This window comes from Serratia sp. CY81684 (assembly GCF_052166595.1).
GTDB classification, from domain to species: Bacteria; Pseudomonadota; Gammaproteobacteria; order Enterobacterales; family Enterobacteriaceae; genus Serratia; species Serratia nematodiphila.
Genome location: NZ_JBJNOO010000004.1, coordinates 243,824 through 258,351, shown reverse-complemented (window position 1 = coordinate 258,351; position 14,528 = coordinate 243,824). Strand labels below are relative to the sequence as shown.

Below are 14,528 nucleotides of genomic sequence, written 5' to 3'. Positions count from 1 at the left end.
GCTAACGACGCGGGAGGGATTTTTTTTTGTCACGGCCCGGCGTCTGCGCCCGGCAACTTGTTGAACTACGAGGGTTTACTATGAGCACCTTAGGCCATCAGTCCGATAATTCATTAGTGTCCAACGCCTTTGGTTTCCTGCGCTTTCCGCTGAACTTCATGCCTTACGACAGCGATGCAGAGTGGGTCATCACCGGCATTCCGTTTGACATGGCGACCTCCGGCCGCGCCGGCGGCCGTCATGGCCCGGCGGCCATCCGTCAGGTGTCCACCAACCTGGCCTGGGAAGGCAATCGTTGGCCGTGGAGCTTCGATCTGCGCGATCGCCTGAATGTGGTTGACTGCGGCGACATCGTGTTCAACTTCGGCGATGCGCAGGACATGAGCGACAAGCTGCAGGCGCACGCGGAGAAACTGCTGAAGGCAGGTAAGCGCATGCTCTCGTTCGGCGGCGACCATTTCGTCACCCTGCCGCTGCTGCGCGCGCACGCCAAGCATTTCGGCAAGCTGGCGCTGGTGCACTTCGATGCCCATACCGATACCTACGCCAACGGCAGCAAGTTCGACCACGGCACCATGTTCTATCATGCGCCGAACGAAGGCCTGATCGATCCACATCACTCGGTGCAGATCGGCATTCGCACCGAGTTCGATCATGACAACGGCTTTACCGTACTGGACGCCGCGCAGGTGAACGATCGCAGCGTGGACGACCTGCTGACGCAGATCAAAGGCATCGTCGGCGATATGCCGGTGTACCTGACCTTCGACATCGACTGTCTGGATCCGGCGTTCGCACCGGGCACCGGCACGCCGGTGATCGGCGGCCTGACCTCCGATCGCGCGCTGAAACTGGTGCGCGGCATGCAGTCGCTGAACATCGTCGGCATGGACGTAGTGGAAGTGGCGCCGGCTTATGACCAGTCCGAGATCACCGCGCTGGCCGCGGCGACCCTGGGCCTGGAGATGCTGTACCTGCAGGCGGCCAAGAAACACGCCTGACGACAGGCCACGCCTCGCTGAAAAAGCGGCTCCCATCGAATTGGGGCCGCTTTTTTTATTTCGTTTGTCGCCATCCGCGCGGCGATTTTCAGTCTGTTGCAACGCCTTTGCGCAATTTTGCGCAGAAATGAAACGGAGTCAGTAAAAAGGAACCGGGATAACGGGGAGGATGAATATACTGCGCGCGGGTGCTCTGGATCTTTGTATCTGGAGCCTGCGTGAAAGGTACAAAGAGAAAAGCCCCGAGTCGATATTCATCAACCCGAGGCCTACTCTAACGCCAGCAACGTTAAGTTAGCCTCTTACCCGCCGCGAGGCAAGGAGAAGAAGGCATGATGCCGAACAAACGGAGCCTGTTAAAACTGGTGGTTATTTGTGCCACGGTAATATCACTGGCATGGATAACCCGCAGCACGCTGTGCGAGCTGCGTATCCGATCGGGCACTACGGAGGTTGCGGCCATTTTGGCTTACGAATCCGAACGGTAAGGCAACCCGGCGACGGGGGATGTCCCCCGTCTGCTGGTTGGTGGCGTCCAGATCCCTGAGCACCCACTCACAGCACTCGGTTTCTCGCCACAGAGGAGAGAGAAACGGGTTTATGCCCGTTTAACCTGTCGCGCCAGCAACATACGGCTAAACAGCGCGCCGCCCGCCAGCAGCGTCAGCAGCTGTGAGGCAATCAGCACCGCAAAGCCTGAAGACACCTTGCCCTGGCTGGCCATCACCATGCCCATCGCCATCGGCACGAACGCCGAGAATAGATTGCCGATGCCGTTAATCAGCCCATAGGCGCTGCCGACCGCCTCCGGCCGCGCATAATGCTGCAGCAGCGTGGGGATCGCCGCGCCCTGCGCGCCCCAACAGGCGTTGGCCGCCAGCAGGAAGAAGGCGATCCAGCCAAGCTGATGGCTGTTCATTACGCCATAGATGCACAGTGCGGTCGCCGCGCCGCCAAAGACGAAGATCAGCGGCGCCTGATAAGGACGGATGCGATCGAGCAACGCGCCGCCGAGGTATTTGGAGGCGATGCTGACGATGAAAGGCAGCGCGGCCATCCAGCCCATTTGCTTGATGGAGAACCCCTTTTCATCGGTCAGGTAAGCCGGCAGCCAGGCGCTGGAGCCCCACAGGTAACTGAGCGTGGCGATCTCGATCAGCAGGATCCAGCCGAGCATCGGCGTGCGCCAGGCCAGCGCAAAGGTGTGCCAGACGCGGCTTAGCACCGGTTGCGGATCGGCAGGACGTGAAGATGAAGATAAGGCGAGCGGATGGACGAACAACCGCACCAGCGCCAGGCCCAGCAGCAGGTTGAGCAGCGCCAGCAGGTGAAACGACATCGCCCAGCCGAAGTGCGCCATCAGAAAACTCACCAGCGGAAAGCCGATCACCAGCCCCAACGAGACGCCCAGCGCGCTGACCGCGTTGGGCTTGCCGCGCTCGTCGGCGGCGAAATGATCGCTGATGTACATGGTTTTCAGCGAGAACAGCGGCCCTTCGCTGACGCCAAGCAGCGCGCGCACCACGCACAGCAACAGCAGCGATCCCGCCAGCGGCGAGGCGGCGGTGAGCAGCGCCCACAGCACCACGCTCAGCGTCAGCGCGCGGCGGTAACCCATCAGCGTTTCCAGAAACGGCGTGAGCAACATGGCGGAGAGGCCGTAACCGAGTAAAAACACCGTCATCAGCGTGCCCTGGTGAGCGCGGTCACCGCCGAGTTGAAAGTGTTGCAGGAAGTCGGGATTGACCAACATCACGGCGATATTAACTCGATCCGCATAGGCGATAACGATCAGAAACAGCAGGGCGATCACCCCAAACCAGCGTTGACGTTGTTGCACGGCGCGTTCCTCAGTGCGAGCGGTTGACGAATTCAGGCAGCAGTAAACTCACCCGGGGATGCCATTTGGCGCAAACGCGGGGATGGGGCTGATTGATGTAAATTTATTGTTATCAAATAGGGTGTAAAAGACAGCGAGAAAACACTTTTACGCGCAATGCGCCGCCGGGATCAACGCATTTTTTGCCATAAATTAGCGAGGGAGCGCACAACTGACATAGGTTTTTCATATCGGTGCATGATTTCGTGATCTTTCCCGCATTTGTCATTTTTAAACAACCTTTCATTAACATTTGCCGTTCCGCTCGCTTGACGAAAGTTTCGCCAGACTTATAGTGGCTGTATTAAATAAGAAACTGAGTTTCATATATGAAACAATCAGATAGAGGATAAAAGCAATGAGCTGGAAGAATGTGTGCGAAGTGTCTCAGGTGAAAGAAGATTTTCCTTTCTCCGGCAAAGTGGAAGGAAAGGAGATCGGGGTGTACCTGCTCGACGGTAACTACTACGCGCTGGAAGACGTCTGCCCGCATGCTTATGCCTTGCTCAGCCAGGGGTTTGTAGACGACGGCAAGGTTGAGTGCCCGCTGCACGAAGCGCTGTTTGACGTGCGTACCGGCCAGTGCCTGCGCGAGCCGGGCGGCCGCGATCTGCAAACCTATCCCACCCGGGTGGTCGACAACCAAATCCAGATCACCTTTATCGCGGAGGAGTAATCATGCAGCACATCACCGATTTCAATCCCTGGCTGCCGGACACCCAACAGGTGACGCCGGCCCGCGAAGGCGGCAACGGTCAAATCCATCAGCCGGGCCAGTTCCGCAATGTCATCTGGCAAAACCGCGCCCGGGTGCCGGACGGCTTCGAAACTGCCCTGGTGGCGGCGCTGGAAACGATCTTCGATCAGGGGGCGGAAGAGCTGGAGCAGATCGTCAGCGCGTTGAATCAGCGTCGTCTGTTCGATCGCAGCGGCCAGCCGTGGAATGAGGCGACGTTCCGCGAATTCCTTCACGTTAACGGTTTCTGAGCGACACCCGGGAGAAGACAATGACAGCAAACACAACATCCTCCGAACAGAGCTTGCAGGACTATCTTGACCAGGGGCTGCGCGGCATGTGGTATCCGGTGCTGGCCAGCTGGGAAGTGGGCAACAACCCGGTCGGTATCACCCGCCTGGAGCAGCAAATCGTGGTGTGGCGCGACGCTGAAGGCCAGATCCACGCGCTGGAAGACCGCTGCCCGCACCGTGGCGCGCGGCTTTCCATGGGGTGGAACCTCGGCGATCGCATCGCCTGTTGGTATCACGGGGTGGAAGTCGGCGGCGACGGGACGGTGAAAGACGTGCCGGCGGTGGATCGCTGCCCGCTGGTGGGGCAAAAATGCCTGCGATCTTACCCGGCCAAAGAAGCCTATGGCGCGGTGTTCCTCTATTTCGGCGTGACGGCGGATGAAGCGCCGGCGAAGCTGACTTTCCCGCAAGAGCTGGCGGACGAAGCGTCGTACAGTCATTTTCTGTGCACCGCCAGCTGGAACTGCAACTACCAGTACGCCCTGGAAAACGTGATGGATCCGATGCACGGCACCTACCTGCACTCCTCTTCACACTCGATGGCGGAAGGTGATCGCAAGGCGGACATGGCGCTGGAGCCGACCGACAGCGGCTTCATCTTCAAGAAAAACGGCCAGATCGGCGTCAACTTCGACTGGGTGGAATTCGGCAACAGCGGCGCGTATTGGATGCGCCTGTCGATCCCGTACAAGAAGCGCTTTGGGCCGGGCGGTCACTTCTGGATCATCGGCATGGTGGTGCCGGAGGACAAGGATCACTGCCGGGTATTCTTCTGGCGCATTCGTAAGGTCAAAGACTGGCAGCGCGACATGTGGCGCTTCATGTACCGCAATCGTCTGGAATCGTTGCATTGGGACGTGCTCGAGCAGGATCGCATCGTGCTTGAGAACATGGCGCCTAACGCCCGCGGCCGCGAATATCTGTACCAGCACGACGTCGGTCTTTCTCGTCTGCGCCGCCTGATGCAGAAAGAGGCGCAAAAACAGCTGGCGACGCTGCGCGAGCGGGAGGCGGCGCAGTGAACGGCCTGCTGAACGGTAAACGCATCGTGGTCACCGGCGCGGCGCGCGGCCTGGGCTACAGCTTCGCCGCCGCCATCGCCGCTGCCGGCGCGCAGGTGGTGATGTGCGACATTTTGGCGGATGAGCTGGCGGCGAGCGGCGCCGCGCTGCGCGAGCAGGGCGCTCAGGTGGAAACGCAGACGATCGATCTGGCGTCACCGGATTCGATCCGTTCGGCGTTCGAGAAGATCGCCGGCGGCGGCGGGATCGACGGCCTGGTGAACAACGCGGCGCTGGCGACCGGCGTCGGCGGCAAAACCATGATGGAATACGATATCGAACTGTGGGATCGGGTGATGCAGGTCAACGTGCGCGGCACCTGGCTGGTGAGCCAGGCGGCGGTGCCGCTGCTGGCGCGCAACCCGCACGCCAAGATCGTCAACGTGGCGTCGGACACCGCGCTGTGGGGCGCGCCGCGCCTGATGGCCTATGTTGCCAGTAAAGGCGCGCTGATCGCGATGACCCGATCGATGGCGCGTGAGCTGGGTCCGCAGGGGATCTGCGTCAACGCCATCGCGCCGGGCCTGACGCGGGTGGAAGCTACCGAGTATGTCCCCGCCGAGCGCCACCAGCTGTACGAGCAGGGGCGCGCGTTGGTCGGGGCGCAGCACCCGGACGATGTGAACGGTACGGTGCTTTATCTGCTGTCGCCGCTGGCGGATTTCGTCACCGGTCAACTGCTGCCGGTCAACGGCGGCTTCGTATTCAACTGACGGCCCGCAGGGCAGGCGCACAGCGCAGGAGCGAGAGATGGCGGACGAGCAAGCATGTAAATATCTGATCCCGGGGCTGGATCGCGGGTTGCAGTTGCTGCTGGCGTTTGGCGAGCAGCATAAAGAGATGACCTTCGCCGAGTTGCATCGCCTGGTCGATATGCCGAAGGCCACCGCTTATCGCGTGGTGCAGACGCTCGAACACCTGGGCTTTCTGGAGCGCAATCCGCGCACCAACACCTTTGCGCTCGGCATCAAGGTGCTGCGCCTCGGCTTCGAATATATCGCGTCGCTGGACGTGGCGCAGGCCGGCCAGCCGGTGATCGAGCAGCTGCGCGATCGCAGCCAGTGCAGCAGCCATCTGGCGATCCGCGACGGGCGTGACGTGATCTATATCGCTCGCGTCAGCGCCGCCGGTTCGCAGATCAATCAGGTCAGCGTCGGCACCCGCTTGCCGGTGCACCAAACCTCGCTCGGCCGCATGTTGTTGACCAGCGCGACTCGCAGCGAGTTCGAACAACTGTATCCAGACGCGCAGCTGCCGGGCAATGCGCCGGGCACCCCGGCGGATCGCGAAACGCTGTGGCAGATGGTGCAGCAAGACAAGGCGCGCGGCTATGTGATCGGCGAATCGTTCTTCCGCCACGGCATCTCCTCGATCGTCTACCCGATCTTCAACCGCGAGCAGCGGGTCGAGGCGGTGGTCAGCATCATGGTGCCGTCCGATGAGATCCCGAAAGCGGATCGCGAGCGGCTGCGCATGGAAGTGCGCGACGCGGCGGAGAAAATTTCCGGCTTCCTCGGCGCACCGCCGCAGGCCAACGTCGGCTAACCGACAGGACCGACTCTTTTACTCAGGCAGGGACAAGGCCCGTAGCAAACAGGGGCCGGGGTTCACTCATGCCTGAAAACCGTATGCAGCGAGAACGTGAGGCTGAACAATGAGCGTAATCGGAATCGAAAAACTGGAATTTGGCGTCGAAGATCTGCCAACCTGCGAAAAATTCATGCAAGACTTCGGCCTGCAGCCCGCCACGCAACATTGGGGCGAAGCGCTGCGCGAATTCACTACCCTGAGCGGGGCGCGGGTTGTCCTGCATCCGCTGCAAAGCGCGGCGCTGCCTGCGGCGTTTGAAGGCGGTTCCACCCTGCGCCGCATGACCTGGGGCGTGGCCTCGCCCGCCGATCTGGCGCGCCTGCAGCCGCGTTTGGCGCTGATGCCCGGCTTCCGCCAGGTGGGAGAAGAGCTGGAATGCCTCGATCCCAACGGTATGACGCTGCGCTTCATCGTCAGCCGCCAGCAGGCGGTCGAGGTGCCGGTCACGCCGATCAACCAATGGGGCGACGTGCGCCGCATCGATCAACCCAGCCCGGTCTATTCGCAGGCGCAGCCGATCAACATTGGCCATGTGGTGTTCTTCGTTGAAGATCTGGCGGCGACCGAGCGTTTCTACCGCGAGCTGTTGGATTTCCAGGTTTCCGATCGCTATATCGATCGCGCCGTCTTCCTGCGCACCCAGGCGCGCGGCGGCCACCATAACCTGTTCCTGCTGAAGCTGCCGAACCGCCCACGCGGCCTGAACCACGTGGCGTTCACCGTGCGCGATATCCACGAAGTGATCGGCGGCGGCATTGCCATGAACAAAGAGCAGTGGAGCACCTTTATCGGCCCCGGCCGTCACCCGATCTCCTCGGCCTATTTCTGGTACGTCAACAGCCCGACCGGCGGCGCGTTCGAGTACTACACCAACGACGATTATCTGACGGAAAACTGGCAGCCGCGCGAGCTGGAACATTCGCTGGTCTCCTTCACCGAATGGGCGGTAGAGGGCGGCATCGATCACGACACGCGCCGCCAGCATAAAAAGGCGGAGGCGTTATGAACCGGCCGGAGCAGGCGGGCATCGTCATCGTCGGCGGCGGCCAGGCCGGCGGTTGGGCGGCCAAGACGCTGCGCGACCGGGGTTACAGCGGCCGGCTGACGGTTGTCAGCGACGAACCCTACGATTTTTACGAGCGGCCGCCGCTGTCGAAAGCGGCGCTGCTGGATGCCGCGGCGCCCCTCAGCCGGCTGTTCAGCGAACAGACGGTGGCGGAGCTGAATATCGACTGGCGCCGCCCGCTGCGCGCCGAGTCCATCGACGCTGAACAGCAAATCATTACGCTCAGCGACGGGCAGCGGCTGCAGTTCGAGCAGTTGCTGATCGCCACCGGCGGGCGGCCGCGTTTGCCGAGCGCCGCCTGGGCGCAGCACCCGCGCGTGATGACGCTGCGTTCCTGGGACGATGCGGCCCGGTTGCGGCAGGGGCTGCAGGGCTGCCGTCGCCTGGCGATCGTCGGCGGCGGTTGGATCGGGCTGGAGATCGCCGCTTCCGCGCGGCGTCTCGGCGCCGAGGTGACGGTGTTTGAACGCCAGCCTGCGCTGTGCATGCGCAGCGTCGGCGCCGATGTCTCACAGGCGTTGCTCGAACTGCATCGCCGGCAGGGCGTCACGGTGCTGTGCGGCTGCGGTGAGATCTCGCTGGAAGATCGCGACGGCGCCGCCTGGATCGGCAGCGAAGTCAGCGATCCGCAAGCCTTCGATCTGGTAGTGGTGGGGATCGGCGTCGAGCTGAATCTCGAACTGGCGCGCAGCGCCGGGCTGGCGATCGAGTCCGGCATTGTGGTCGACGGCCAGGGGCGCACCAGCCATCCGGCGATCTTCGCCGCGGGCGATGTGGCGCGTCACCCGACGCTTGGCCTGTGCCTGCAGTCCTGGGCCTACGCGCAAAATCAGGCCATCAGCACCGCCTGCGCGATGCTCGACGCCTTCGCCGCCCCGTATGACGACGTGGCCTGGCTGTGGTCGGATCAATATGACGTCAATATCCAGATCCTCGGCGTGCCGAGCGGCGGTGTGCACCATGTGGTGCGCCGCACGCCGCAGTCGCAGGTGTTCTTCACGCTGAACGCCGATCGGCAGCTGGTGCAGATGGTGGCGTTCAACGACGCGCGCACCATCAAGCTCGGCAAGCGTTGGTTGGCGAGTGGCCGGGTGCTGGATCCGCAGCAACTGGCGGATGCGGAGTTTTCTTTGATGGCGTTGAAATAACGCCCGAACCTCGGGAGCGTTTTATGACTACGCAAGACATTGACGCCCGCGCTGGACGGGCGGGGGAAACCGTTGCCGAAAATCCGCAGCAGCGGGTGCGCTGGTCGGTGCCGATCGCGCTGTTTGCCTGCGTGCTGCTGGCGTTTTTCGACAAGATCAGCATCGCGGCGCTGTTTTCCGACGCCGAGTTTCAGCAGGCGTTGGGCATCGGTTTTGACCCGGCGCGGCTGGGCTTGCTGATGAGCGCGTTTCTGTTCTCCTACGGCATTTCCTCCATGCTGCTCAGCGGCATCGGCGATCGGCTTAATCCGGTTAAGGTATTGATTGGCATGATGGTGGTGTGGGGCGTGCTGATGGTGTTGATGGGGCTGGTGCGTTCCTATCACGCCATGATGACGCTGCGCATTCTGCTCGGCATCGCCGAAGGGCCGCTGTTGCCGATGGCCTACGCCATTATTCGTCAGGCCTTCCCGCCGCAGCTGCAGGCGCGCGCCACCATGCTGTGGTTGCTCGGCACGCCGCTGGGGGCCGCGCTCGGCTTCCCGGTCACCCTGTACATCCTCAATACCTTCGACTGGCAGGCCACCTTCTTCTTTATGGCGTTTCTGACGCTGCCGGTGATGTTGCTGGTGCTGTTCGGCATGCGTCATCTGAACGTCGCGCGTCCGGCGGCGGCGGCCAAGCCGGCGGTGTCCGAACGCAAACAGCATCGCCGCGAGCTGCTGCGCAGCCCGCATTTCTGGATGATTTGCCTGTTCAACATCGCCTTCCTGACCTACCTGTGGGGCATGAACGGCTGGCTGCCGAGCTATCTGATCAAGGGCAAAGGCATTCATCTGGAACATGCCGGTTACCTCTCTTCGCTGCCGTTCATCGCCATGCTGCTCGGCGAAGTGCTGGGCGCCTGGCTGTCGGACAAGCTGGATCGCCGCGCGCTGGCCTGCTTCCTGTCGCTGTGCGGCGCCGGCCTCGGTCTGGCGGTGGTGTTGCACCTGCAGGGTACCTACAGCGTGATCGCCGCCATGGCCTTCAGCACCTTTATGTGGGGCGCCGGCGCGCCGAATATTTTCGCGCTGTTGGCGAAGGCCACCAGCAGCAAGGTGAGCGCCACCGCCGGCGGCATCTTCAACGGGTTGGGCAATTTTGCCGGTGCGCTGGCGCCGGTGCTGATGGGGGCGTTGATCGCCGCCACCGGCAATATGGATAACGGCCTGCTGTTCCTGGTGGTGATGGCTTTCGTCGGCTGCCTCGTTCTGCTGCCGTTGCTGAGAAAGTACTGATTAATCAATCGATTCAACAGAGGAGTGACAACATGTCTCAGGTTGAGAACAAAGCCGGCGTCAAGCCGCAGGATCTGTCGATGGAAAACTGGGTGGAGTCGCGCATCGCCCGTTTCGAGGGCCGCAAATATGACTGGAACGCGCTGAAATTCCAGGCCGACTTCGACCCGAAATACCGCCGCGCGCAGATGCGCTACATCGGCACCGGCGCCACCGGCGTGGCCAGCGATGCCAACACCATTCCGGCAGGCAACTTCACCTTCTCCACCATGGTGCTGCCTTCGAAGTGCGAGGGCCCGCTGCACCTGCATGATGACGTGGAAGAAGTGTTCTTCATGCTGAAAGGCAGCATCACGCTGATGATTCAGGATGGCGAAGAGTATTACGAAACCAGGCTGAAAGAGCGCGATCTGATCTCGGTGCCGGCGGGGGTGTATCGCGGCCTGTTCAACCACGGCGAGGAAGAGGCGCTGATGTGTGTGATGCTCGGCACCGCCAAGCCGGAGATCCCGACCTATCCGGCGGATCACCCGCTGTCCAAAGTGAAGCGCAACTGATGAACGGCCTGGCGCAACGCCAACGGGCGCGCTGCGGGGCGTACACCCTGAGCTGGCGCGAGGCCGGGCAGGGGCGGCCGGTGGTGTTGCTGCATGGCATCAGCTCCGGATCCGCCTCGTGGATCAAGCAGTTCAACGATAACGGCCTGACGGACGGCCACCGTCTGTTGGCATGGGACGCGCCGGGCTACGGCGGCAGCCTGCCGTTGGCGGATCCGCAGGCCGATGCCGCCGGTTATGCGGCGGCGTTGGCGGCGCTGATTGATGAGCTGCAGCTGGTGCAGCCGCTGATCGTCGGCCATTCGCTGGGGGCGCTGATCGGCAGCGCCTATGCCGCCGGCTATCCGGATGGGCTGTGCGGGCTGGTGTTGGCGGATCCGGCGCAGGGCTATGCCACGGCGCCGGAGGAAAAGCGTCGGCAGGTGTACGGCCAGCGCCAGCAGATGATAGAGACGCTGGGGCCGGTGGGCTACGGCGAGCAGCGGGCGGCGGCCTTGCTGCGTGAAGGGGCGAATCCGCAGGATATCGCCTGGGTGCGCAACGGCATGCAGCAGCTCGATCCCGACGGTTTTCTGAGTGCCGCCTGGATGCTGGCCAACGATGATATCGGTCGCTATCTGGCGCGCTATCGCGGCCCGCTGGAGGTGTGGTGCGGCGAACAGGATCGCATTACGCCACCGGAGAAGGCGGCCGAGCTGGCGGGTGAACAGGACGCGGCGCTGCGTCTGATCGCCGCCGCGGGTCATGCCAGCTACCTCGATGCGCCGGCGTGTTTCAACCGCTATCTGCGGGACTTTACGGGAGCAATCCAACGATGAATTTTCAGCTTGAGGATCGGGTGGCGGTGGTGACCGGCGGCTCGTCGGGCATCGGTTTCGAAACCCTGAAGCTGCTGCTGGCCGAAGGGGCGAAAGTGGCGTTCTGTGGCCGCGATCCGGACAAACTGGCCGGCGCAGCAGCCAGCCTGCGCGCGGACTTCCCGCAGGCGGATATCCTGGCGCTGCGCTGTGACGTACTGGACGCGCAGCAGGTGGCGCAGTTCGCCGCTCAGGTGACGGCGCATTTCGGCGGCGTGGATCTGCTGATCAACAACGCCGGTCAGGGCTTCGTCGCCCATTTTGACCAGACGCCGCGCGAGGCCTGGCTGCATGAGGCCGAGCTGAAGCTGTTCGGCGTGATCAACCCGGTGCAGGCGTTCTTACCGGCGCTGGAACGATCGGCGATCGCGTCTATCACCTGCGTGAACTCGCTGCTGGCGCTGCAGCCGGAAGAGCACATGATCGCCACCTCGGCGGCGCGTGCCGCGCTGCTCAACATGACGCTGACGCTGTCGAAAGAGCTGGTGGGCAAAGGCATTCGCGTTAACTCGATCTTGCTGGGGATGGTGGAGTCGGGCCAGTGGCGCCGCCGTTTCGACGATCGCAGCGATAAAGATCAAAGCTGGGAGCAGTGGACGGCGGCGATCGCCGAACGCCGCGGCATCCCGATGAAACGCCTCGGCAAGCCGCAGGAGCCGGCGCAGGCGCTGCTGTTCCTCGCTTCGCCGCTGGCTTCCTTTACCACCGGCGCGGCGCTGGACGTTTCCGGCGGCTTTAACCGCCATGTGTAGCAGGGGCCGAGAAAGATGAAGAAGATCATGATGATTGGTTACGGCGCAATGGCGAAGGAAGTGATCGCCCGTTTGCCTGAAGGCGTGGAGGTCGGCTGGATCCTGGCGCGCGCAGCTCATCATGCGGCGATCGCCGAGGCCTTCGGCGGGCGGGTGCAGGCGCTGACCCATCCGGAGCAGTGTTCGCAGCGGCCGGATTTGGTGCTGGAGTGCGCCAGCCAGCAGGCGGTGGCGGAGTTTGGCGAGGCGGTGCTGCAGCGCGGTTGGCCGCTGGCGGTGATCTCGACCGGCGCGCTGGCGGACGCCGCATTGCAACAGCGGCTGCAGCAGGTTTGCCGCAGCCATCACGGGCAACTGATCGTGCTGTCCGGCGCGGTGGCGGGGATGGACGGGCTGGCGTCGGCGCGTGAAGGCGGGTTGGAGAGCGTGACCTATCAGGCCAGCAAGAGCCCGGCCAGCTGGCGCGGCAGCCCGGCGGAGCAACTGATCGACCTCGATGCGGTGCGCGAGGCGCAGGTATTTTTTGAAGGCTCGGCGCGCGAAGCGGCGCGTTTGTTCCCGGCCAATGCCAACGTGGCGGCCACTATTGCGCTCAACGGTCTGGGGATGGATGCCACCCGGGTGCGTCTGCAGGTCGATCCCGCCACCCGGCGCAATACCCATCGCCTGCAGGTGTGCGGCGACTTTGGCGAGTTTCACATCGAGCTGAGCGGTAACCCGCTGGCGAGCAATCCCAAAACATCAACCCTGGCGGCGCTGAGCGCGGTACAAGCCTGCCGCCGTCTGGTGGACGGCGGTTTTATTGCCTGAACGGCAGGAGCGGAGCATGGAACGATTGAATATTTTTGTCGCCGGGCGCTGGCGTGAAGGGCGTGGCGAAGAGATGGCTTCGGTATTTCCGGCCGACGGCAGCGTCAACGCGCGGCTGCGCGCCGCTAACGTCGAGGACGTGAACGAGGCGGTGGAAGCGGCGGAACGCGCCTGGCGCGCGCCGGAGTGGCGCGGGCTGGTGCCGCATCAGCGTGCTTCAATTCTCTACCGCGTGAGCAACCTGATCCTGGCGCAGCAGGAACAGCTGGCCGAGCTACAGACTCGCGACAACGGCAAACCGCTGGCGGAAACCCGCGGCCTGGTGGCCAGCGCGGCGGCGACCGCGCGCTATTTCGCCGCCGCCTGCGAGGTGTTGGAAGGCGAGCTGCCGACCCCACGCAGCGCCGAGGTGATGACCCTCAGCCAGTATCAACCGATGGGAGTGATCGCCGCCATTACGCCGTGGAACTCACCGATCGCCAGCGAAATGCAGAAGGTGGCGCCGGCGCTGGCGGCGGGCAACGCGGTGGTGCTCAAACCGGCCGAAGCCACGCCGCTGATGGCGCTGAAGCTGGCCGAGTTGTTCGAACAGGCGGGGCTGCCGGCCGGGCTGCTCAGCGTGTTGCCGGGCAAAGGTTCGGTGATCGGCGAGGCGTTGGCGCGCCATCCGCTGGTGAAGAAGATTTCCTTTACCGGCGGGACCAGCACCGGGCGCCATTTGGCGCACATCGCCGCCGATAAGCTGATCCCCACCTCGCTGGAGCTGGGGGGCAAATCGCCGACCATCGTGCTGGAGGACGCCGATCTGGAACAGGCGGCGCGCGGCATCTGCTACGGCATTTTCAGCTCCGCCGGCCAGGCGTGCATCGCCGGTTCGCGGCTGTTCGTACACCGTTCGCTGTATCAGCCGCTGCTGGCGCGCTTGACCGAACTGAGCGCGGGACTGCGCATCGGCAACCCGCTGGTGCCGGGCGTGCATCTTGGCCCGCTGATCAGCGCCAAACATCGGCAAAGCGTGGCGGACTACGTGGCGCTGGCGCGGCAGGAGGGCGGCCGGGTGGTCATCGGCGGCGAAGCGCCGGCCGATCCGCAACTGGCGAGCGGCAGCTATTACCTGCCGACCATTATTGAAGGCTTGAACAACGACGCCCGCGTGTGCCAGGAAGAGATCTTCGGCCCGGTGCTGGTGGCGCTGCCGTTCGATGACGAGCAACAGCTGATCGAACAGGCCAACGACTCGGTGTATGGCCTGGCGGCCGGCATCTGGAGCCGCGACTTCCCTCGAGCGATGGCGCTGGCGGAGCGGCTGGAAACCGGCACCGTCTGGGTCAATACCTACAAAACGTTCTCGATTTCCACGCCATTCGGCGGTTTCAAGGAGAGCGGGTTGGGCCGCGAAAAGGGCCTGAACGGCATCAAGGCCTACATGCAGCAGAAAAGCGTGTATCTGGCGCTGAGCCATCAGGTGAACCGCTGGAGCGACTAGGCCGACACCTCT

General features: G+C 63.2%; 16 protein-coding genes. 15 read left to right on the top strand and 1 reads right to left on the bottom strand.

All coding sequences use genetic code 11. The features are described from left to right. Nucleotides 1-80: 80 nt before the first annotated feature. On the top strand, nucleotides 81-1,001 hold the full coding sequence (speB, locus tag ACJ8QF_RS16240) for an agmatinase (protein WP_004937606.1): 921 nt from the start codon (nucleotides 81-83) through the stop codon (nucleotides 999-1,001). Nucleotides 1,002-1,336: 335 nt separating this feature from the next. Next, on the top strand, nucleotides 1,337-1,489 hold the full coding sequence (locus tag ACJ8QF_RS16235; RefSeq protein ID WP_004937610.1) for a Hok/Gef family protein: 153 nt from the start codon (nucleotides 1,337-1,339) through the stop codon (nucleotides 1,487-1,489). Nucleotides 1,490-1,599: 110 nt separating this feature from the next. Here ACJ8QF_RS16235 and ACJ8QF_RS16230 read toward each other — a convergent pair whose 3' ends face one another. Next, a complete protein-coding gene (locus ACJ8QF_RS16230; RefSeq protein ID WP_197753689.1) occupies nucleotides 1,600-2,841 on the bottom strand; it encodes an MFS transporter in 1,242 nt (413 codons plus the stop codon). Between the two features lie 397 nt (nucleotides 2,842-3,238). Between ACJ8QF_RS16230 and ACJ8QF_RS16225 the strand changes: the two genes are divergently transcribed. From ACJ8QF_RS16225 to ACJ8QF_RS16165, 13 genes are all read left to right on the top strand, one after another. Beyond that, on the top strand, nucleotides 3,239-3,556 hold the full coding sequence (locus ACJ8QF_RS16225; protein WP_004937614.1) for a non-heme iron oxygenase ferredoxin subunit: 318 nt from the start codon (nucleotides 3,239-3,241) through the stop codon (nucleotides 3,554-3,556). Nucleotides 3,557-3,558: 2 nt separating this feature from the next. Next, complete coding sequence (locus tag ACJ8QF_RS16220) at nucleotides 3,559-3,867, top strand: recombinase-like helix-turn-helix domain-containing protein (protein ID WP_004937617.1); 309 nt, start codon at nucleotides 3,559-3,561, stop codon at nucleotides 3,865-3,867. 20 nt (nucleotides 3,868-3,887) lie between these two features. Next, nucleotides 3,888-4,931: an aromatic ring-hydroxylating oxygenase subunit alpha gene (locus ACJ8QF_RS16215; RefSeq protein WP_033645780.1), complete on the top strand. Its 1,044-nt coding sequence runs from the start codon at nucleotides 3,888-3,890 to the stop codon at nucleotides 4,929-4,931. Beyond that, nucleotides 4,928-5,683, top strand: coding sequence for an SDR family oxidoreductase (locus tag ACJ8QF_RS16210; protein ID WP_004937621.1), 756 nt, complete (start codon nucleotides 4,928-4,930; stop codon nucleotides 5,681-5,683). Before ACJ8QF_RS16215 ends, ACJ8QF_RS16210 begins: the two co-directional genes overlap by 4 nt. Nucleotides 5,684-5,720: 37 nt before the next feature. Beyond that, nucleotides 5,721-6,515 carry an IclR family transcriptional regulator gene (locus ACJ8QF_RS16205; protein ID WP_004937625.1) on the top strand — a complete coding sequence of 265 codons (795 nt, stop codon included), beginning with the start codon at nucleotides 5,721-5,723 and terminating at the stop codon, nucleotides 6,513-6,515. 109 nt (nucleotides 6,516-6,624) lie between these two features. After that, the gene (locus ACJ8QF_RS16200; RefSeq protein ID WP_004937627.1) at nucleotides 6,625-7,566 is read left to right on the top strand and encodes a VOC family protein; all 942 of its coding nucleotides are present in this window, start codon (nucleotides 6,625-6,627) and stop codon (nucleotides 7,564-7,566) included. Beyond that, a complete protein-coding gene (locus ACJ8QF_RS16195; protein ID WP_004937630.1) occupies nucleotides 7,563-8,774 on the top strand; it encodes an NAD(P)/FAD-dependent oxidoreductase in 1,212 nt (403 codons plus the stop codon). The genes ACJ8QF_RS16200 and ACJ8QF_RS16195 overlap by 4 nt, the downstream gene beginning before the upstream one ends. Nucleotides 8,775-8,797: 23 nt before the next feature. Further along, complete coding sequence (locus ACJ8QF_RS16190) at nucleotides 8,798-10,054, top strand: MFS transporter (protein ID WP_004937632.1); 1,257 nt, start codon at nucleotides 8,798-8,800, stop codon at nucleotides 10,052-10,054. 32 nt (nucleotides 10,055-10,086) lie between these two features. Then, complete coding sequence (locus ACJ8QF_RS16185; protein WP_004937634.1) at nucleotides 10,087-10,611, top strand: cupin domain-containing protein; 525 nt, start codon at nucleotides 10,087-10,089, stop codon at nucleotides 10,609-10,611. Then, entirely contained in the window at nucleotides 10,611-11,429 is an 819-nt protein-coding gene (locus ACJ8QF_RS16180; RefSeq protein ID WP_004937637.1) for an alpha/beta fold hydrolase, read from the top strand. Before ACJ8QF_RS16185 ends, ACJ8QF_RS16180 begins: the two co-directional genes overlap by 1 nt. Continuing rightward, nucleotides 11,426-12,220 carry an SDR family oxidoreductase gene (locus tag ACJ8QF_RS16175; protein WP_004937639.1) on the top strand — a complete coding sequence of 265 codons (795 nt, stop codon included), beginning with the start codon at nucleotides 11,426-11,428 and terminating at the stop codon, nucleotides 12,218-12,220. The genes ACJ8QF_RS16180 and ACJ8QF_RS16175 overlap by 4 nt, the downstream gene beginning before the upstream one ends. Before the next feature lie 15 nt (nucleotides 12,221-12,235). Continuing rightward, nucleotides 12,236-13,030 carry an aspartate dehydrogenase gene (locus tag ACJ8QF_RS16170; RefSeq protein WP_004937643.1) on the top strand — a complete coding sequence of 265 codons (795 nt, stop codon included), beginning with the start codon at nucleotides 12,236-12,238 and terminating at the stop codon, nucleotides 13,028-13,030. 16 nt (nucleotides 13,031-13,046) lie between these two features. Beyond that, entirely contained in the window at nucleotides 13,047-14,516 is a 1,470-nt protein-coding gene (locus ACJ8QF_RS16165; protein ID WP_004937646.1) for an aldehyde dehydrogenase, read from the top strand. Nucleotides 14,517-14,528 lie beyond the last annotated feature (12 nt).